Origin of the sequence: Pseudomonas hormoni (assembly GCF_018502625.1) — a bacterium.
Taxonomy (GTDB): Bacteria; Pseudomonadota; Gammaproteobacteria; order Pseudomonadales; family Pseudomonadaceae; genus Aquipseudomonas; species Aquipseudomonas hormoni.
On the sequence record NZ_CP075566.1, the window covers coordinates 5,636,902 to 5,657,364 of the forward strand.

Sequence of the window (20,463 nt, forward strand, 5' to 3'; positions counted from 1 at the left end):
TTCAGCCATCAATCCCAGTTATTTCAGTGAGCATCACAGCTTGCAAAATAGTGCGGTAGACGAGTTTTCAGAACGTACCCAACAGACCGATCCTGAAATGTTGTAGGCAAAAACGCTGGCTCTTGAAGGCAGCTGCGCGCTCAGGCTTCAAAGAACAATTTTAGCTACAACAAAATTTCCCAGGCCCTGCAAAAACCTCGGAAACGCCCGGCATTCAAGCCCCCGGCGTGCCTCATACAGTTTGACCTCCCGAAAAACGAGGTTGAACTCAATGCCCACGCCGTACCTTCATCGCCCGCATCAACTTGCGCTGGCGATCGCTCTCTCAGTTGGCTGCATCGAGCTATCCATGGCTCAAGTGGAAACTGCTGCCGCTGTCGGAACACCCAGCAAGAAAGATGTCGCAGCCCCCTGGCCTAAAAAAGATGACCTTTTGGCGATCAAGAATTTCATCGGCCCGAAAACGCAGGCGGTCAAACCGGCCCCGCTCACACCGGAAGAACCGCTTGGGCTTACGTCATCGACTCCAATTCATCAAAAGCCCATAGACGTTGCTATAGACATGGCCGAGTACGCGTTTTCTGGTGCCCCATCCGAAACGGCAAGCGTACCCATAGCTCAAGTGGAGATCGCTCCCACTGTCGGCACACCCGGCAAAAAAGATGCCGCAGCTCCCTGGCCTAAAAAAGATGACCTTTTGGCGATCAAGAATTTCATCGGCCCGAAAACACAGGCGGTCAAACCGGCCCAGCTCACACCGGAAGAACCGCTTGGGCTGACGCCATCGACTCCAATTCACCGGGAGACCATGGACGTTGCTATAGATATGTCCGAGTACGAGCTTCCTGATGCCCCATCCTTAACGGCAAGCGTACCCATGGCTCAAGAGGCGACGGCTGCCGCTGTCGAAGCACCTGGCAAGAAAGATCGTGCAACTCCCTGGCCTAAAAAAGATGACCTTTTGGCGATCAAGAACTTCATCGGCCCGAAAGAACATGCCGTCAAACCTGCCCCGCTCACATCGGAAGAACCGCTTGGGCTGGCGCCATCGACTCCCATTCACAGGAAGCCAATAGACGTTGCCATAGACATGGCCGAGTACGAGTTTCCTGATGCCTCACCCGAAACGGAAAGCGAGTACGAGAAGTTCCTTCAGGACTACTCCCCTAAGCACACTATTGCGTCAACACGGTACGAAGGCGTCGACGGGATCGCACTGGCGCTCACGGACGGCAACGACCTGTTGATCGTCAACAAAGGGGCGAGTTTCAACGGGGAAATTCAGGGCGGTGGTGGCGTGAATGTATTGCTGCTGAACTCTGAAGAGGGCGGCTCACTTGATAAAACCAGCAACTTCTCGGGACTGCGAGTGGCGAAAGGTGCTTGGTCGCTGAACGGCAAAGATGATTTTGCAATCGGTGTCGAAGTAATCGGAGGAGCGAAACTGTTCAACATGGGCAGTATCGCGGGTGACGGCTATGTCTACGAGGGCGCTATGTACGGCGGCCACGGTGAGATTCGCAACCTGTTAGTAGACGGTACGTTACTCGTCAATAAGTCTCTGGGAGCACCGCATGTCCGCGGAGACCTGACCCTGACGAAGGATTCCACGTTGTCGTACGCCATAACGGCTGACGGCACGCCACCAACCATTGTCGTTGACGGGACTGCAGAGCTTTGGAACGCCTCCCTGAATGTTGTCGCACAGCCGGGTAACTATTCCGCCAGCAATGAATACACAGTGCTCAGGGCTGGCAAAGTGGACGGCGATTTCGGACGCGTTACCAGCAACCTGGCGTACATGACTCCGACACTGTCCCGATCTGACACCGAGGTGACGCTGAAATACGCTCGCAACGGATTGCCCTTAGGTGAGTTCGCCACCAACGACAACAGCCAGAAGTTTGGCCAGAGTGTCGCGGAGCCCGCCGCTACAGCAAACGCCGCCATCACCGCCCTACTGGGTTCCAGTGTAGAAACCGCTGCCATCGCCCTCAACCAGCTAGCCGGATACAGCACCGCCAACCTCGCCAAGTTAACCTTGAACAGCGACGCTCCCATCAGCGCCAGCATGCTTTCCGCCATGCGCCAACTGGACAGCGGCTACAGCAGCACCGGCAGAGGAAATAACTCGCCTCGCCTGGCTGCCGGCAACGAAGTCAACGGAAGAGTCTGGCTGCAAGCATTGGGGCATGGGGGAAAACTGGATCGAGACTATGACGCGCTCCAACACTCCACCCACGGTTTGGTGTTGGGTGCCGATTGGCGAATTGATGAGGAATGGCGCCTGGGTTTGATGGGCGGCAAGTCTCGGACCCGAGTCGATGGCAGCCTGTTCGACGGTGATCTCGACAGCTGGCATCTGGGCGCCTATGCCCTGCGTCAAAACGGGCCGATGTCGCTTCGCCTCGGTGCGACCCATAGCAGTCATGACGGTAGTACCCAACGTCAGATAGCTTTTAATGGTTTCAGTGACCGTCCCAAAGGCCGCTACGACGCCAATACGCAGCAAGTCTTCGCGGAAGTGGGTTACAACCTGGGCCGTGACGCTTACAGCATCGAACCGTTCGCCAGCCTCGGCTATCAACGCTACCAGCGTGACAGCTACACGGAAAAAGGCGGGGATGCGTCACTGCAAGTCCAGGAACAAACGCGCAACAACGTTAACAGCACATTTGGTCTGCGTGTGGCGAAGCTCAACACTCTGGATAACGGCATGCAATTGACCCCACGTTTCAGTGCTGGCTGGAAGCACACTTATGGTGAGCTCAACAGCTACACTCGCCAGAAACTGGCAACAGAGGACACCCGGTACACCGTTGAAGGTGCCGCGCTGGATCGTAACAGTGTGACGCTGGACGCGGGACTCGATCTCGCTCTATCGAAGCGGCAGACATTGGGCGTTGGCGTCACCGGTGAAATGGGCACCGATAGCCGCAATCACGGCATAACAGGCCAGTGGCGAATGAGCTTCTAACCCTCACAAACTCCGGGCGAAAAAAAAGGGGAGCACATGCCCCCCCGAGGTTTAAAGCGGTATATCGAGGCTGTTAACTCAGCCTTCGATCTCGATCAGGATTTCGCCCGGATTCACCCGGTCGCCCTTGGCTACGTGGATGGCGGTGACTTTGCCGGCGATGGCTGCCTGGACTTCGGTTTCCATCTTCATCGCTTCGGTGATCAGCACGGCCTGGCCGGCTTTGACGACGTCGCCTTCCTTGACCAGCACGTCGACGATGTTGCCCGGCATGGTGGTGCTGACGTGGCCCGGTGCAGTGGCTTGCTTGCGCTTGCTACTGCCGCCGCTAACGAATTCGTTAAGCGGTTCGAACACCACTTCTTCCGGCATGCCGTCGATGGACAGGTAGAAGTGACGCTTGCCTTCAGCCTTGACGCCGACACCGGTGATGTCGACGCGGTAGGTTTCGCCGTGGACGTCGATGACGAACTCGGTCGGCACGCCTTCGCCACCGGCAGAGGCTACACCGCCCGCCTCGGGAATCGGCAACAGCACTTCTGGAGTGAGCGTGCCGGCAGCGCGTTCTTCAAGGAACTTGCGACCGATGTCCGGGAACATGGCGTAGGTCAGCACGTCTTCTTCAGACTTGGCCACGGCGCCGATTTCGGCACGCAGCTTGGTCATTTCCGGCTTGAGCAAGTCGGCCGGGCGAACGTCGATCACTTCTTCGCTGCCGATCGCCTGGCGACGCAGTTTTTCGTTCACGGTGCCCGGCGCCTTGCCGTAGCCGCCTTGCAGGTAGAGCTTCACTTCGTTGGTGATGGTCTTGTAGCGCTCGCCGGCCAGCACGTTGAAGAACGCCTGGGTGCCGACGATCTGCGAGGTCGGTGTAACCAGCGGCGGGAAGCCGAGGTCTTCACGAACGCGCGGGATTTCAGCGAGCACTTCGCCCATGCGGTTCAGCGCGCCCTGCTCTTTCAGCTGGTTGGCCAGGTTGGAAATCATCCCGCCCGGCACCTGGTTGACTTGTACGCGGGTGTCGACAGCGGTGAATTCGCTTTCGAACTGGTGGTACTTCTTGCGCACGGCGTAGAAGTACAAGCCGATCTCTTGCAGCAGTTCCAGGTTCAGGCCGGTGTCGAACTCGCTGCCTTTAAGGGCGGCGACCATCGACTCGGTGCCAGGGTGGCTGGTGCCCGAGGCGAAGCTGGAGATCGCGGTGTCGATGTGATCGGCGCCGTTTTCGATGGCCTTGAGCTGGCACATGGTCGCCATGCCAGCGGTATCGTGGGAGTGAATGAACACGGGCAGCGACTGCTCGGACTTCAACGCCTTGACCAGTTCGCCAGTGGCATACGGGGTCAACAGGCCAGCCATATCCTTGATCGCGACCGAGTCGCAACCCATCGCTTCCATTTGCTTGGCCTGAGCCACGAACGCGTCGATGGTGTGCACCGGGCTGGTGGTGTACGCGATGGTGCCTTGAGCGTGTTTGCCGGCGGCCTTTACCGCTTCAATGGCCGTGCGCAGGTTACGCACGTCGTTCATCGCATCGAAGATACGGAAAACGTCGATGCCGTTGACCGCAGCCTTGGCGACGAAGGCTTTGACCACGTCGTCGCTGTAGTGGCGGTAGCCCAGCAGGTTCTGGCCACGCAAGAGCATTTGCAGACGCGTGTTAGGCAACGCCGCGCGCAGTTGGCGCAGGCGCTCCCATGGGTCTTCTTTCAGAAAGCGCACGCAGGCGTCGAAGGTTGCGCCGCCCCAGCATTCCAGCGACCAGTAGCCGACTTTGTCGAGCTTGTCGCAGATCGGCAGCATGTCTTCGGTGCGCATGCGGGTGGCGAGCAGCGATTGGTGGGCGTCGCGCAGGATTGTGTCGGTAACGTGGATTTTCTTAGTCATTGGAATATTCCTCACAGGCCTGCGTGGGCGGCGATGGCGGCGGCGATGGCCAGGGCCAGCTCTTCGGGTTTGCGCTTGATCGAGTAGTTGGTCAGTTCAGGGTGGCTTTCAACGAAGCTGGTATTGAACTGGCCGCTACGGAATTCCGGGTTACGCAGGATTTCCTGGTAGTACGCGGCGGTGGTCTTGACCCCTTGCAGACGCATGTCGTCGAGGGCGCGCAAGCCACGGTCCATCGCCTCTTCCCAGGTCAACGCCCACACCACCAGCTTCAGGCACATGGAGTCGTAGAACGGTGGAATGGTGTAGCCGGTGTAGATCGCTGTGTCGGTGCGCACGCCGGGGCCGCCGGGTGCGTAGTAACGGGTGATCTTGCCGAAGCTCGGCAGGAAGTTGTTTTTCGGGTCTTCGGCGTTGATCCGGAACTGCAGCGCGAAACCGCGGTGCTGGATGTCTTCCTGTTTCACCGAAAGCGGCAGGCCGGAAGCGATGCGGATCTGCTCACGCACGATGTCGATGCCGGTGATTTCTTCGGTGATGGTGTGTTCCACCTGCACCCGGGTGTTCATCTCCATGAAGTACACCTCGCCCTCGGCGAGCAGGAACTCCACAGTGCCGGCGTTCTCGTAACCCACGGCCTTGGCCGCACGCACCGACAGGTCGCCGATGTAGGCGCGCTGTTCCGGGGTCAGTTGCGGGCTCGGGGCGATCTCGATGAGCTTCTGGTTGCGGCGCTGGATCGAGCAGTCACGCTCGAACAGGTGCACCACGTTGCCGAAACTGTCGCCGAGGATCTGCGCTTCGATGTGTTTCGGATTGACGATGCATTTTTCCAGGAACACTTCCGCCGAACCGAACGCCTTGGTGGCTTCGGAAATGACCCGAGGGAATGCCTGTTCAAGTTCTTCCCGGCTGTCGCAGCGCCGGATACCACGGCCACCACCACCGGAAGTCGCCTTGAGCATCACCGGATAACCGATGCGGTCGCCTTCGATCAACGCTTCCGCGATGTCCGCGACGTTGCCTTCGGTCCCCGGGGTGACGGGTACGCCAGCCTTGATCATGCTGCGACGGGCTTCAGTCTTGTCGCCCATGCGGCGAATCACTTCAGCCGATGGACCGATGAACTTGATGCCGCGCTCTGCACAGATATCTGCCAGTTCAGCGTTTTCCGAGAGGAAACCGTAGCCGGGATGCAACGCATCACAACCGGTTTCCACGGCCAGATTCACCAGTTTGCGCGCATTCAGGTAACCAGCCAGGGGCTCGGCACCAATGCTGTGGGCTTCATCCGCGCGCTTCACATGCAAGGCATGGCGGTCGGCGTCGGAGTAGATCGCGACCGAGCGAATGCCCATCTCGGCGCAAGCACGCACGATTCGTACGGCAATCTCACCACGGTTGGCGATCAGGATCTTTGTTATCACTTGGAGTTTCCCTTGAGCCGGTGGTACCCACGACCTGCTAGACCAGGTCGACGCGTGACCAAATGTTTCGATTTAGTCGCAGCCCCACACTAGCCCTCGTAAGGGATTAACAAAAATGATTAATTATTGGGTCAGACATAAGTAAAGACTTATAGTTGATTCATCAGCCTGCGGCGGGAGCTTCTAGATAATGCGTAAGTCATTGATGCGTATGACATTGCGTCAATTGCAGATCTTCAATGAAGTCTGTGATTTGCGATCCTACAGCCGCGCTGCGGACGAAATGTCGCTCACACAACCCGCCGTGAGCCTGCAGATTCGTCAACTTGAGGAGCTGATTGGTCAACCGCTGTTCGATTACGTCGGCAAAAAGCTCTACATGACGGAAGCCGCCGAAGCCCTTCAGCGTGCCAGCCGGGACATTTTCGGGCGCCTGGAAAACCTCGACATGCAGCTGTCGGACATGCAGGGCTCGCTACAGGGCCAGTTGAAACTGGCGGTGGAATCCAGCGCCAAGTATTTCGTGCCGCACCTGTTTGCCGCGTTCAAACGCCAGCATCCGGAGGTCAACCTGCAACTGACGGTGGTCAACCGTGGGCAAGTGATTCGGCGTCTCTCCGACAACCGCGACGACCTGGTGATCATGTCCATGGTGCCTCAGGACATGGGGCTGGAGTTTCTGCCGTTCCTCAACAACCCGATCGTCGCCGTGGCACCGCCGGATCATCCGTTGTGCCACATGGGCCCGTTGCGTTTGCAGGACCTCGAACCCTACACGCTGCTACTGCGCGAACCCGGCTCGGGAACGCGACTGGCGTGCGAAGAGTATTTCAAGGAAAAACGCGTGCACTTCAACCAGACCCAGGAGGTCGCATCGGCCGAAGCCCAGCGTGAATGTGTGCTGGCGGGTCTGGGCGTTGCGCTGTTGACGCGCCACGCCCTGAACCTGGAGTTGGCGACCGGTGGATTGATCGAGTTACCGGTCGAGGAACTGCCGCTGTTTCGCAGCTGGTGCCTGGTGCAGGCCAAGGCCAAGCGGCTATCGCCGGTGGCCCACGCATTCCTTGCGTTTATCCGCAGCGAACGGGTGCAGATCAGCGCCCTGGTTGAGCGTTTCGACGGGAAGTTGCGGGCGCTGCCTGCCAGTAGTTGAGTTCCAGATCAGGAAAATCGCCGATCTCGGCCAGCAACTGGCGGCGCTCGCAGCGATCTTCGATGGCGCGGCGAAATTCCATGCGGCGCTGGTCTTCTTGCTGACGACGGGTTTTGACGGCGCTGTTGCGTTCTTCGTAGGGCTGGGCCATTTCGAGTCTCCCAAGGCGATTACGGGAGTTACAGAATGGGCGCGAGGGATGACGGTTTAGCGGCGTGTGCGTTACAGGCAGATGAACGTTTGTTCTGTGGCGAGGGAGCTTGCTCCCGCTCGGCTGCGCAGCAGTCGTAAATAGCTTGAAGCGATACATCTGAAAACACCGCTGTGAATGGTTTTGGGGTCGCTTCGCAACCCAGCGGGAGCAAGCTCCCTCGCCACAATTTCTGCGCCAGCCTTGAATCAATCGTCGAGGGCTTTGACCGACTTGGGCGACAACCGCAAGCTGCGAAGGCTGCGTTTAACGCTCTTGAGGTGGTTGACCAGGCTCGGCCCGCGCGCCATGGCCACGCCCATCGCCAACACGTCGATCACCACCAGGTGGGCGATGCGCGAGGTCAGCGGCGTATAGATTTCAGTGTCTTCGTGCACATCGATCGCCAGGTTGACGGTCGACAGTTCAGCCAACGGCGTCTGGCTCGGGCACAAGGTGATCAGCGAGGCGCCGCTTTCGCGCACCAGGTTCGCGGTGATCAACAAATCCTTGGAACGCCCGGATTGGGAAATGCAGATCGCCACGTCGGTCGGCTTCAACGTGACCGCCGACATCGCCTGCATGTGCGGGTCGGAATACGCGGCCGCCGTCAGCAGCAAACGGAAGAATTTGTGCTGGGCATCCGCAGCCACGGCACCCGAGGCGCCAAAGCCATAAAACTCGACACGCTGGGCCTGGGACATCAGCGACACCGCGCGCTGCAACTCCACCGGATCGAGCTTCTCGCGAACCTCCATCAGGGTGTGCAGGGTGGTGTCGAAAATTTTCAGGCTGTAGTCGGCGACCGAGTCGTCTTCATGGATCGCAAACTGGCCGAAGCTCGCACCGGCCGCGAGGCTCTGCGCCAGCTTCAGTTTCAGATCCTGAAACCCGGAGCAACCAATGGCGCGGCAGAACCGCACGATGGTCGGCTCGCTGATGCCCACACTGTGGGCCAGGTCGGCCATGGAACTGTGCATCACCGCCGCTGGATCAAGCAGCACGTGGTCGGCGACCTTCAGCTCCGACTTGCGTAACAGGTGGCGTGACTGGGCGATGTGTTGCAGCAGATTCAAGGTCTGGACTCTTTGTTATTGGCAGGCGCCGGGGATGTAGCAAGCTTGTAGTTATACTACATGAATCGGCTTTTTGCCTGCTCAATGCGTAACCGAATCCCTCGTTTTCAGGCGTGCGCGCTCCATGTAGCACTCATTGTCAGAGCGTCAGCGCAACCGAAGCGGACCCTTGAAGCAGACAATCACCCCCGATCGACCTACTCGAAGCTTCCGGAGCTTAGTTGTTAGAAGAACAAACGAATGAAACACTCGTACTTACAAATACAACTAACAAGCCTCTTCCAAAAACAACTCCGCCTAGTTACTTTGATCGTGCAGGACGCAATCAAACTTAATTACAGGAGTTACACACTATGAGCATTAAAACCAAAAGCTGGACCGCACAAATTGACCGCATGCCTGGCGAAGCTTCTTTCCGCACCTTTGGCACCGTAACCGTTGCACACACAGGCATTACCCCTAAACTGGTGATGACTGCGATGCAGGATAAATCCTTTGATCTGCGACTGGAGTTGCTGCTCGAAAACTCCAACGAAGTTTCGTTGCAAGTTGAAACGGACAAAGTTGTTGAATATAAAGTACCGGGGAATTCTAATGTTTCCGGTGTGAGCATTTTCTATAAGGGTGAATTAATTCATCACATCGATGATGTTCTGATTACAAACTAAGTCTATAAATACCTTCCCGTCACTTTACGTGGCGGGAAGGCGTTATTGTGCGACGTACTTTCAGTCGGCGGATTGCGCTCGCAGAAGGTCCGCCAACCCACTCGCTTCTATCGGACGACTGATCAGATACCCCTGCACTTCATCACAGCGTTCAACCTTCAAAAACTCAAGCTGCTCCGACCGCTCCACACCTTCAGCCACTACCTTCAACGACAACCCGTGAGCCATCGCAATGATCGCCTGGGTAATCGCCGCATCCACGCTACCCTCCCCCAGACCACGGATAAACGCCTGATCGATCTTCACGTAATCCACCGGAATACGCTTGAGGTAACTCAGGGACGAATACCCGGTGCCAAAATCGTCGATGGCCAGTTTCACCCCAAGATCACGCAACTGCTGGAAGGTAGCGATGATGTGTTCGACGCTGTCCAGCAACTGGCTTTCCGTGAGTTCCAGTTCGAGGTAGTGCGGCGCCAGGCCGGTTTCCTCCAACACCTGGCGCACCAGGCTGACCAGCTTGCCCTGCCGCAACTGATGCACCGACAAATTGACCGACACCCGAATCGGTTCCAGCCCCTGACGCTGCCATTCGCAGGCCTGCCAGCACGCCTGACGCAACACGAACTCGCCGATCGGGCCGATCAGGCCGGTTTCCTCGGCCAGGCCGATAAAGTCGCCTGGCGGCACGCTGCCCATGGTCGGATGATCCCAGCGCACCAAGGCCTCGGCGGCATTCAGCCGGCCCGTGGCGAGGCAGAGTTTCGGTTGGTAAAACACCTTCAGCTGCTTCTCTTCTATTGCTTTACGCAGCTGGTTTTCCAGCTGCAAGCGCTGGAGCGTGCTGGCTTGCAGGCTGTCGGTGTAGAACTGGAAGTTGTTGCCGCCCAAGTGTTTGGCATGTTGCATGGCCATGTTCGACTGGCTCACCAGCGCAGAAATTTCCCGCGCGTTGTCCGGCAACATGCTGATGCCCATGGAGGCGCTGACGACCAGCTCATGCCCTTCGACAGTCACAGGCACACGCAATTTGGTCGACAGGCGCGTCGCCACTCGCGCCAGGCTTGAGAGGCTGCCGTAAGTATCGAACAGCACCGCGAACTCATCGCCGGACAATCGCGCAATGGTGTCCGCTTCCGGCAGCGCATTGACCAGCCGCCGGGCCATCTTCTGTAACAGCTGGTCAGCAATTTCATGGCCAAGGCTGTCGTTGAGCAACTTGAAGCGGTCCAGGTTGATGTGCAACAACGCCAGACTTCGCCCGCCCTGGCGCACGCGTTGATGGGCCTCGCGCAAGCGTTCGCGGAACAACGAACGATTGGCCAGGCCGGTCAGTTCATCGTAGTGAGTCAGATAACGCATGCGCTCTTCGGATTCGCGTCGCGCCGAGAGATCGGCGAAGAAACCGACGATATGGCTGACATTCCCCCGCGCATCGCGCACGGTATTGAGTTGCAGCCATTGCGGATACAGCTCGCCGTTCTTGCGGGTTTCCACCAGTTCGCCCTGCCAACTGCCGTGTTGCTCCAGCGCCTGATGAATCGCCCCGTAGTGGCGACGGGCGTCGCGACTGCACGGCAACTCCACCACATTGCGCCCGAGCATGTCGTCGATGTCATAGCCCGTTAAGCGGCTGAACGCCTGGTTGACCGCGATGAGTGCGTAATTCGGATCGAAAATCATGATGCCTTCGCTGGCCGCCTCGAACACCGTCGCGGCCAATTGCTGCTGCGCTTCCAGGCTCTTGCTGGCACTGATGTCACGACGGGTGCCGACCATGCGGATCACCCGGCCGCTTTCGCTGCGCTCAACCGCTCGACCACGGTCCTCGATCCAGACCCAATGACCATCGCCATGGCGCACGCGGTATTCAATCTGATAATCCTCGCTGCGGCCCTTCAAATGCTCGACCAGCGCGCGCTTCAGCGACGGTAAATCCTCGGGGTGCAGGCGCGGCTTGAGGTGACGCAACATGGCCGTCACGAACTCCGGCTCCAGGCCGAACAATTCCTGAATATGGGTGTGATGGACTTCGTCGGTTTGCAGGTTCCAGTCCCATAGCCCCAGCTCACTGGCCTTCAAGGCCAGCGCCAGACGCGCTTCACTTTTGCTCAGGGCCTGGTTGGCCGCGTCCAGTTCCAGGCTGCGCTGGGCGACGCGGCTTTCGAGCCCGATCTGAATTTCACGCAACTCGTCTTCGGCGCGACGGCGCTGATCGATTTCCCTGGCCAGTTCGTGATTCAGCTGTTCGCTACGGCTTTGGGTCTGCTGCAGGTGTTCGATCAGTGCCTGATTCTGGAAACGTCGCAACAACCCTCGATCAATCAGCCGATTGACCTGCCAGGCAACCACGCTCAACGCCCCCAGCAAGATCAGCCCGAACCAGCCCCAGCCCTGCTCCTGCTGGTCGCCGCCCCAGAATAGATAGGCGATGGCCGGCAACAGACATGGCAAGGTAAAGGATAGAAATGCCGGCAGACTGACCGCGTAGGCCACGCTGGCCGAGAGGGCTGCCGCGCCGATCAGGCCGAACACCCAGGCTTGCTGGATGAAATTGTCGGCGGGCACCAGGGCGATACCGGCGCCTGCCAGGGTCAGGCCAGTCATGGCCGAACCCAGCAAAAACATGCGACGCCAGATTGGATGCGCCTGACGATTGGGAATGGCCGAATCGAAAGCGGCGACCTGAATCACCCGCAACGCCACCAGCGACAGCAGCCACACCAGCCAGACGCTGACCAGGAAGTAGCGCTGCGGACTCCAGAGCAATCCCGCGCACACCAGGCCATTGATCAGCATGAACAGCGTAGGCAGCAGCGAGCCCTGATAAAGGAGGCGCGTGCGCTCGACCGCCATTTCCATGGCGTACTGTTTGCGGATAACCCGGGGCTCCACAGTGGGGCCCGACAGGTCGGTGCTGAGGGTCATAGGCAATGTTCTTGTTCTTATAATGATGAGCATGAGCCCGAAACGTGAACGGAGCATACACAAGCCAATGCCCTTACCAAACTGCTCCAGATCATAATTTCTACGAAAGCCCGGAGCCCTTTTGCCCCCTGAAAACGCTGGAAGCGAGCCCCGCCAACGCTTGCAGCCAGTGACCGACCGGTCGTCCTGCGCTTATCTTTCATCGGCTAAAGCAAAGCGGGGTTTGCCCGGTGTGACGCGGCCCCCTAGAATGCCCCGATGCGCGATGATCTCTCCCTTCTGCTGAACTCCCTCAACGATGCCCAACGCCAGGCCGTAGCTGCCTCCGTGGGTCGTCAGTTGGTCCTGGCCGGTGCTGGTTCCGGTAAAACCCGAGTGCTGGTGCACCGTATCGCCTGGTTGATCCAGGTCGAAAACGCCTCGCCCCACTCAATCCTGTCGGTGACATTCACCAACAAGGCCGCTGCCGAGATGCGTCATCGCATCGAGCAGCTGATGGGTATCAACCCGGCCGGCATGTGGGTCGGCACCTTCCACGGCCTGGCGCACCGCTTGCTGCGGGCGCACTGGCAGGAAGCCGGCCTGAGCCAGACCTTCCAGATTCTCGACAGCGACGACCAGCAACGACTGGTTAAACGCGTGATCCGCGAGTTGGGGCTGGACGAGCAACGCTGGCCGGCCCGTCAGGCCCAGTGGTTTATCAACGGGCAGAAAGACGAAGGTCTGCGCCCGCAACATATTCAAGCCAGCGGCGATCTGTTCCTGGCCACCATGCGTAGCATTTACGAAGCCTATGAGGCCGCGTGCCTGCGCGCCGGCGTCATCGACTTTTCCGAATTGCTGCTGCGCGCCCTCGATCTGTGGCGCGATCACCCTGGGCTGCTGGCGCACTATCAGAAGCGCTTCCGGCACATTCTGGTGGACGAGTTCCAGGACACCAACGCCGTGCAGTACGCCTGGTTGCGTCTACTGGCCAAGGGCGGCGACAGCCTGATGGTGGTCGGCGACGACGATCAGTCGATCTACGGCTGGCGCGGCGCGAAAATCGAGAACATCTATCAGTACTCCGACGATTTCCCGGACGCCGAGACCATCCGCCTGGAGCAGAACTACCGTTCCACCGCCGGGATTCTCAAGGCTGCCAACGCCCTGATCGCCAATAACACCGGGCGCATGGGCAAAGAGCTGTGGACCGACGGTGGCGAAGGCGAAGCGATCAATCTGTACGCCGCGTTCAACGAACACGACGAAGCTCGTTATGTGGTGGAAACCATTGAAAGCGCGCTGAAAACCGGCCTGGCTCGCAGCGATATCGCGATTTTGTACCGCTCGAACGCCCAATCGCGCGTTTTGGAAGAAGCCTTGCTGCGTGAGCGCATTCCGTACCGCATCTATGGTGGTCAGCGTTTCTTCGAACGAGCTGAAATCAAGAACGCCATGGCTTACCTGCGTTTGCTGGAAGGCCGTGGCAACGATGCAGCGCTGGAGCGGGTGATCAACGTTCCGGCCCGTGGCATCGGCGAGAAAACCGTTGAAGCGATTCGCGACCATGCGCGCCACAGCGATGTGTCGATGTGGGAAGCGATGCGCTTGCTGGTCGCGAATAAAGGGCTGACCGGCCGTGCCGCCGGCGCGCTTGGTGCGTTTATTGAGCTGATCGAGAACCTCGCCGCCAAGTGCGTGGAAATGCCGCTGCACTTGATGACCCAGACCGTCATCGAGCAGTCCGGACTGATTGCCTACCACGAAGCGGAAAAAGGCGAGAAAGGCCAGGCACGGGTAGAAAACCTTGAGGAACTGGTCAGCGCCGCGCGCAACTTCGAAAACTCGGAAGAGGATGAAGACCTGACGCCACTGGCGGCGTTCCTCGGCCACGCGTCGCTGGAGGCTGGCGATACTCAGGCCGACGAGCACGAAGACAGCATTCAGTTGATGACCTTGCACAGCGCCAAGGGCCTGGAATTCCCTTACGTGTTCCTGGTGGGCATGGAAGAAGGGCTGTTCCCGCACAAGATGAGCCTGGAAGAGCCGGGACGTCTTGAAGAGGAACGTCGTTTGGCCTATGTCGGTATCACCCGCGCCATGCAGAACCTGGTGATGACCTATGCTGAAACCCGACGCCTGTATGGCAGTGAGACCTACAACAAGGTGTCGCGTTTCGTACGTGAAGTACCGAAAGGCCTGATCCAGGAAGTGCGGCTGTCCAACAGCGTCAGCCGTCCGTTTGGCGGCGGTCAGCAGCAGAGTTCCAGCAGCCTGTTCGGCGGTAGTGAAATTCCGGACACCGGATTCAGCCTCGGCCAGGCCGTTCGGCATTCGGTGTTCGGCGACGGCGTGATCCTGAACTTCGAAGGCGCCGGGGCTCAGGCCCGGGTGCAGGTGAACTTCAGCGAAGGCAGCAAGTGGCTGATGCTGGGTTACGCGAAGCTGGAAGCGATCTAAGGGCCACAGAGGTCTAATGTGTGCGGGCTTGCCCGCTCCCACAAGGTTAGGGTTGGCTGATCTGCAAGGAAACAACCTATGGGCTCAGGCTTCTTTTCTTCCTGGACATTCTGGGCCCTGATGTCAGCCGCTTTCGCGGCAATGACCGCTATCTTCGCCAAGATCGGCATCGAAAACGTCAATTCCGATTTCGCCACCCTGCTACGTACAGTCGTGGTACTGGTCAGCCTGGCCTTGATTTTGTACGCCACGGGCCAATATCAGTCATTAGGATCGATCTCAGCCAGGAGCTACCTGTTCCTGCTGCTGTCGGGACTGGCCACCGGCGCCTCGTGGATCTGCTACTTCCGCGCGTTGAAACTGGGGCCGGCCTCGCTGGTGGCTCCGGTAGACAAACTCAGCGTGGTTCTGGTGGCGGTGCTTGGCGTGATCCTGCTGGGCGAAAAACTTGATCTGCGCCAGTGGGGCGGGATCGGCCTGATCACCGCCGGTGTTGTGATGCTGGCGCTGCGACGCTAGACACCCTCCCACAGAACTTATCCATTCATCCTACAGACCAAAGTTAACAGGCCTTATTGCGCTGACTGAAGCTGAACGCAACCTGTCAGGCAAAAGCCCGAAACACTCTGCCGCTAGCCAGTAACACTTCAGCTGTGCAACATGGCGCGCGTGCCATCCACAAAATGGGAATTCCCTTTATGAAACGTTTTCTTAGCATCGCCATGGCGTTGTGCATCGGCCTGACGATGAGCCTCGACGCCAACGCCAAGCGCTTTGGTGGCGGCAAGAGCTCCGGCGCTGCGCCGACTCACCAGACCAGCCAAATGGCTCCTTCTTCTGCTGCAGGCGGCGCTGCTGCCACTGCGGGCGCGGCGGGTGCCGCTGGCGCTGCCGCCAAGGCCGGCGGTGCTTCGCGCTGGCTCGGCCCTCTGGCCGGCATCGCGGCCGGTGGCCTGCTGGCTTCCATGTTCATGGGCGGCGGCTTCCAGGGCATGCAGATCTTCGACATCCTGATCATGGCGGTCATCGCCTTCCTGGTCTTCCGTTTCATCGCCGCTCGTCGTCGCAAGCAGCAGGAGCACATGGCTCCGGCTGGCGCCCCGATGCAGCGTGAAGTATTCGAGCAGAAGCCAACCGCCATGGGTTCGATCTTCGGCGGTTCGGCCGCACCGGTTGCCGCTCGTCCGGTGATCAATGCGCCAGCCTGGTTCAATGAAAAGAACTTCATTGAAGCGGCCCGCAACCACTTCCAGTCCCTGCAGCAACACTGGGACGCCAACGAAATGGACAAGATCGCCGAGTTCGTGACCCCGCAACTGCTCGAGTTCCTCAAGCGCGAACGTGCCGATCTGGGTGAAGGTTTCCAGTCCACCTACATTGATAACCTCAATGTTCAACTGGACGGCGTCGATGATCGTGCGGACAAGACCATTGCCACCCTGACCTTCAGCGGTGTGTCGAAGACTTCGCGCTTCGACCAGGGCGAAGTGTTCAGCGAAAGCTGGAACATGGAACGTGCACAGGGCGAAAACCAGCCTTGGCTGGTTGCCGGTATCCGCCAGAACGGCTGAACCGACCCGCGTTAAATGTGTCGCAATAAAACCCCGGCCTCGGCCGGGGTTTTCTATTTCGCGGTTGCATCTATAGCGAGCTACTGTATAAACCGCCCCAACTAAACCGCGCCATCAAGCAAGAGGTTCCCGGACGTGGAAGAAATCATCGAACAACTGCGTGAAGCCAACGAACCGGTACCGGTCCCCTTGGAGTTGCCCGACGAAGATCTGCTGGTCGAAATCGAAGAACAACTGTTCATCGACATCCCGTTTGTCTTCAGAGAGTTTTTGCTGACCGTCAGCGACGTGGTCTACGGCAGCCTGGAACCGGTGACCGTCACCGACCCGCAATCCCACACTTACCTGCCGGACGTTGCCGCCAACGCCTGGGATGCCGGCGTTGACCGCAGCATGATCCCGATCTGCCAGGACGGTGACGACTACTACTTGGTCGAAGAAGACGGCACCGTGGTGCTGTGGCAGGCCGAAGAAGAACTGATCGCCGAAGAAACCTGGGAATCGGTGTGGCACTGGGCGCGGGACGTCTGGCTGGAAAGCTGAGCCGTCTAATACGCCGTGTGGTCAATGCCCGGACGATTCCTTGTGGTTGTCCAGGGTTTCCAGCAAGGCCACCTGCATCCGCGTGTGCACGCGGATAAACCAGCGCCAGAGCAGCGCTGCCACGGCGGCCGCGACCACGACAATCAGCACCAGTAACTTGTTGGTCGGCAGAATACTGGCCGACAAGGCTGCCAACAGCAGGAAGATCACCAGCAGCGACAGGATCGGGATCACTTCGGCGATCACCCGACGCACTCGCTGCGTGTGGCGGCCGGCCATTTCCGGTTTCACGCCCATCTCCGCCAACAGCATCGACAACGCCTTGAGCTTGCGATAGGCCGCAATCAGGAACGGCAACGACAACAGCAACGCCCCGCCCCAGATCAACGCTTTCTGCCAGCTCGGCTCGCTGATCCAGTCTTGCAGGTAAGCGGACATTCGCTCGGCGAAATAAGCACCCGAGAAGAAAATCGCAATCACCAACGCCAGATTGACACCCACCTGTAACAGAATCCGCCGGATCATCGACGCCAGTAGCGCGCCTTCGCCCTGAGGCTGGATGCTGCGCAGCCATTCGCCGTACATCCCCAGCACGCGGCCCAGCCGCTGCGGCATCACGCCGGCCAGTTTGATCGACAACGGGTCAGCGGCGCGGATCAGATAAGGCGTCAGCAGCGTGGTAATTACCGATACCGCCACGGCAACCGGGTAGAGGAAGTTACTGGTGACCTGAAGGGTCATGCCCAACGCCGCGATGATGAAAGAAAATTCGCCAATCTGCGAAAGTCCCATCCCCACGCGCAGTGAGGTGCGTCCGTCATTGCCGGCGATAAAGGCGCCAAGACCACAGGACAGCATCTTTCCGAGCACCACGGCCACAGTGATCACTGCGATCGGCCACGCGTACTGCAGCAAAATCATCGGATCGAGCATCAGCCCGATGGCCACAAAGAAGATCGCACTGAACAGGTCACGAACCGGCTCGATCAAGCGTTCAATCTTCAGCAACTGGCGGGATTCAGCCATGATCGCGCCGATCAGGAACGCGCCAAGCACCATGCTGTATTCGAGCTTCACCACCAGCAGACAGAAGCCGAAACACAGCCCCAGCACAGTGATCAACAGCATCTCGTTGCTTTCGAATTTGGCCACGTAGGCCAGCAACCGCGGTACCAGCAGAATTCCGATCACCAGCGCGACGATCATGAACAACGACAGCTTGCCGACGGTGGAAAACACTTCGCCGGAACTGACCGTGCCGCTGACCGCGATGCTCGATAGCAAGGCAATGATGCCGATGCCGAGAATGTCCTCGACGATCAGCACGCCGAAGATCAGCTGCGCAAAACGCTCATTCTTCATCTTCAGGTCATTGAGTGCCTTGACGATGATGGTGGTCGAAGAGATCGCCAGGATCGCGCCGAGGAACAGCGAGTCCATGGTGTTCCAGTCGAACCAGCGACCGATTTCATAGCCGATCCAGATCATCAGCACGATTTCCAGGAACGCCGCGATAAACGCCGTGGCGCCAACTTTGAACAGTTTGCGCAGGCTGAACTCCAGGCCCAGGCAGAACATCAGGAAAATCACCCCGAGCTCGGCGAGAGTCTTGATGGTTTCTTCGTCGTGAATCAGGCTGAACGGCGGCGTGTGCGGGCCGATGATGAACCCGGAGACGATATAGCCGAGCACCACCGGTTGCTTGAAGCGATGAAACAGCACGGTCACCACACCCGCGACCAACATGATCACTGCCAGATCCTGAATAAAACTGATGGCATGCATGGTGTGGGGCTCCTTGGGTGACATTGCTCAATCGCCAGACGCGGGAAAGGTCCGATCGAGCAGAGTAAAAATCCACTTTCCGCGTAGGAATTGCCCTTGGGGTGGGCTTTTGAAGGGTAACACCGCGACTTCCGGCAGAAAGGCGGTGCAATATATGGAAACAGATCGATCCGGCGTGACGACGATCACCCGCCCGGCGTCCCGATAACTGTGGTTTGAAAAACCGAACAGGCGCCCGCAGAGGTGCACTCCTCCGAAACCTGCCTTGAACCGTGAGAACGCTATGGAACCCGGAAACGCCCAGCTGTCGATGACGGTATTGATGACCCCCGACATGGCCAACTTCTCTGGCAATGTCCACGGCGGCACGTTACTCAAGTACCTCGACGAAGTCGCCTACGCCTGCGCCAGCCGTTATGCCGGCCGCTACGTGGTGACCCTGTCGGTGGATCAGGTGATTTTTCGCGAGCCGATTCATGTCGGCGAACTGGTGACCTTTCTGGCTTCGGTCAATTACACCGGCAACACCTCCATGGAGGTGGGCATCAAGGTGGTGACCGAAAACATTCGCGAGCGCTCGGTGCGCCACACCAACAGCTGTTTCTTCACCATGGTGGCGGTGGACGACGATCGCAAACCGGCCGCGGTGCCGCCGTTGCAACCGCAGAACAGCGAGGACAAGCGCCGCTTTATGCAGGCCCAGCAGCGTCGTCAGATTCGTCAGGAACTGGAAAAGCGGTATCAGGAGATCAAGGGCGACGCTTGATACGTTTGGCCATTAAATAGAATTCGCGGGCAAGTCGGATCGCCGCACCGCTCGCTCCTACAGGTCAGCGTCGTTCACATATTTTGTGTACGGCTCGAACTTGTAGGAGCGAGCGGTGCGGCGATCCGACTTGCCCGCGAAGCCTTTTAAAGGCTGATCGCCGTCGCCTCAAACCGCACCCGCGGATGCGCGATCCGGTCCTGCGCCCGCACCAACTCCAGTTCATAGCTGGCGCAAGCCTGGGTTTCCAGCAGCACTTCATGCACGGCAGACGCCGCGAACTCGAACGCCTCCACCAGGCTGTCGCCCAACAGGATGCGCGCCAGAAACAGCCCGGATGTCAGGTCGCCAACGCCCACTGGCTGACGCGGAAACGCCAGCATTGGACGTCGCAGGTGCCAGCTGCCTTCGCTCGTCACCAGCAACATCTCAAACGCATCCTCCGGTTTGCCGGGATAGGCCAGATGCTTGACCAGCACCGCTTTCGGGCCGCGCGCCAGCAACGCCCGCGCCATGGCCAGGCAATCGAACAGCGACTGCGGCTTGCGCCCTGAGAAGCTGTCCAGCTCCAGCTGGTTCGGACACATGAAGTCCGCCACGGCAGCCGCTTCTTCCAGCAGGAAATCGCTGACTTCGGCCGGCACGCTGCAGCCCTTCTCCGGATGGCCCATCACCGGATCGCATAGATACAGCGCCTTGGGATTCATCGATTTGATCCGCGCCACACCCGTCAGAATCGCCCGGCCCTGGGCTGCACTGCCGAGGTAACCGGACAATACGGCATCGCAATTGCCCAATTCGCCAATCGCCGCAATGCCTTCGACCAATTCGGGAATCTGGTGTGGCGACAGCACTTCACCCGCCCACTGGCCATATTGGGTGTGGTTGGAGAACTGCACGGTATTGAGCGGCCAGACATTCACCCCGACCCGCTGCATCGGGAAAACCGCGGCGCTGTTGCCAGCGTGGCCGAACACCACGTGGGACTGAATGGCGAGCAGATGGGGCGTACGTTTCATGCGGTGAGTTCCGTAAAACGATTGAAATTCG

At 58.9% G+C, this 20,463-nt stretch carries 15 protein-coding genes; 8 read left to right on the plus strand and 7 right to left on the minus strand.

Features of this window, described 5'->3' with window-relative positions; translation table 11 throughout:
- Nucleotides 1–1,090: 1,090 nt before the first annotated feature.
- Complete coding sequence (locus KJF94_RS26245) at nucleotides 1,091–2,977, plus strand: autotransporter outer membrane beta-barrel domain-containing protein (protein WP_214384962.1); 1,887 nt, start codon at nucleotides 1,091–1,093, stop codon at nucleotides 2,975–2,977.
- A gap of 78 nt (nucleotides 2,978–3,055) precedes the next feature.
- On the opposite strand, the gene oadA is transcribed toward KJF94_RS26245, so the two are convergent.
- On the minus strand, nucleotides 3,056–4,864 hold the full coding sequence (gene oadA / locus KJF94_RS26250) for a sodium-extruding oxaloacetate decarboxylase subunit alpha (RefSeq protein ID WP_214379937.1): 1,809 nt from the start codon (nucleotides 4,862–4,864) through the stop codon (nucleotides 3,056–3,058).
- Nucleotides 4,865–4,875: 11 nt separating this feature from the next.
- Nucleotides 4,876–6,291, minus strand: coding sequence for an acetyl-CoA carboxylase biotin carboxylase subunit (locus tag KJF94_RS26255; protein ID WP_150634578.1), 1,416 nt, complete (start codon nucleotides 6,289–6,291; stop codon nucleotides 4,876–4,878).
- A gap of 190 nt (nucleotides 6,292–6,481) precedes the next feature.
- On the opposite strand from KJF94_RS26255, the gene KJF94_RS26260 reads away from it, so the two are divergent.
- Complete coding sequence (locus KJF94_RS26260; protein WP_150634577.1) at nucleotides 6,482–7,444, plus strand: LysR family transcriptional regulator; 963 nt, start codon at nucleotides 6,482–6,484, stop codon at nucleotides 7,442–7,444.
- Here KJF94_RS26260 and KJF94_RS26265 read toward each other — a convergent pair.
- Together KJF94_RS26265 and hexR are read right to left on the minus strand one after the other, a co-directional pair.
- Nucleotides 7,386–7,595, minus strand: coding sequence for a PA3496 family putative envelope integrity protein (locus tag KJF94_RS26265; protein WP_017341588.1), 210 nt, complete (start codon nucleotides 7,593–7,595; stop codon nucleotides 7,386–7,388). The genes KJF94_RS26260 and KJF94_RS26265 overlap by 59 nt on opposite strands.
- 248 nt (nucleotides 7,596–7,843) lie before the next feature.
- A complete protein-coding gene (gene hexR / locus KJF94_RS26270; RefSeq protein ID WP_008027445.1) occupies nucleotides 7,844–8,710 on the minus strand; it encodes a transcriptional regulator HexR in 867 nt (288 codons plus the stop codon).
- 353 nt (nucleotides 8,711–9,063) lie between these two features.
- On the opposite strand from hexR, the gene KJF94_RS26275 reads away from it, so the two are divergent.
- A complete protein-coding gene (locus tag KJF94_RS26275; RefSeq protein WP_214379939.1) occupies nucleotides 9,064–9,378 on the plus strand; it encodes a hypothetical protein in 315 nt (104 codons plus the stop codon).
- Between the two features lie 60 nt (nucleotides 9,379–9,438).
- Here the strand turns inward: KJF94_RS26275 and KJF94_RS26280 are convergent, their stop codons facing one another.
- Nucleotides 9,439–12,306: an EAL domain-containing protein gene (locus KJF94_RS26280; RefSeq protein WP_214379941.1), complete on the minus strand. Its 2,868-nt coding sequence runs from the start codon at nucleotides 12,304–12,306 to the stop codon at nucleotides 9,439–9,441.
- Nucleotides 12,307–12,564: 258 nt separating this feature from the next.
- Here KJF94_RS26280 and uvrD point away from each other — a divergent pair, with 258 nt between their 5' ends.
- The 4 genes from uvrD (at nucleotide 12,565) to KJF94_RS26300 (ending at nucleotide 16,862) form a co-directional block, all read left to right on the plus strand.
- On the plus strand, nucleotides 12,565–14,748 hold the full coding sequence (gene uvrD / locus KJF94_RS26285) for a DNA helicase II (RefSeq protein ID WP_214379943.1): 2,184 nt from the start codon (nucleotides 12,565–12,567) through the stop codon (nucleotides 14,746–14,748).
- 78 nt (nucleotides 14,749–14,826) lie between these two features.
- Nucleotides 14,827–15,267: an EamA family transporter gene (locus tag KJF94_RS26290; RefSeq protein ID WP_007934436.1), complete on the plus strand. Its 441-nt coding sequence runs from the start codon at nucleotides 14,827–14,829 to the stop codon at nucleotides 15,265–15,267.
- 179 nt (nucleotides 15,268–15,446) lie between these two features.
- The gene (locus tag KJF94_RS26295; protein WP_214379945.1) at nucleotides 15,447–16,319 is read left to right on the plus strand and encodes a Tim44 domain-containing protein; all 873 of its coding nucleotides are present in this window, start codon (nucleotides 15,447–15,449) and stop codon (nucleotides 16,317–16,319) included.
- 135 nt (nucleotides 16,320–16,454) lie between these two features.
- Nucleotides 16,455–16,862, plus strand: a complete 408-nt coding sequence (locus KJF94_RS26300; protein ID WP_077430996.1) for an SMI1/KNR4 family protein — start codon at nucleotides 16,455–16,457, stop codon at nucleotides 16,860–16,862.
- 21 nt (nucleotides 16,863–16,883) lie between these two features.
- Here KJF94_RS26300 and KJF94_RS26305 read toward each other — a convergent pair whose 3' ends face one another.
- Nucleotides 16,884–18,647 (minus strand): cation:proton antiporter, encoded by a 1,764-nt coding sequence (locus tag KJF94_RS26305; RefSeq protein WP_214379947.1) that lies wholly within the window; start codon nucleotides 18,645–18,647, stop codon nucleotides 16,884–16,886.
- Between the two features lie 283 nt (nucleotides 18,648–18,930).
- Here KJF94_RS26305 and KJF94_RS26310 point away from each other — a divergent pair, with 283 nt between their 5' ends.
- A complete protein-coding gene (locus KJF94_RS26310; protein ID WP_010465381.1) occupies nucleotides 18,931–19,413 on the plus strand; it encodes an acyl-CoA thioesterase in 483 nt (160 codons plus the stop codon).
- 146 nt (nucleotides 19,414–19,559) lie between these two features.
- On the opposite strand, the gene pdxY is transcribed toward KJF94_RS26310, so the two are convergent.
- A complete protein-coding gene (gene pdxY, locus KJF94_RS26315; RefSeq protein WP_214379949.1) occupies nucleotides 19,560–20,432 on the minus strand; it encodes a pyridoxal kinase PdxY in 873 nt (290 codons plus the stop codon).
- Between the last annotated feature and the right edge of the window lie 31 nt (nucleotides 20,433–20,463).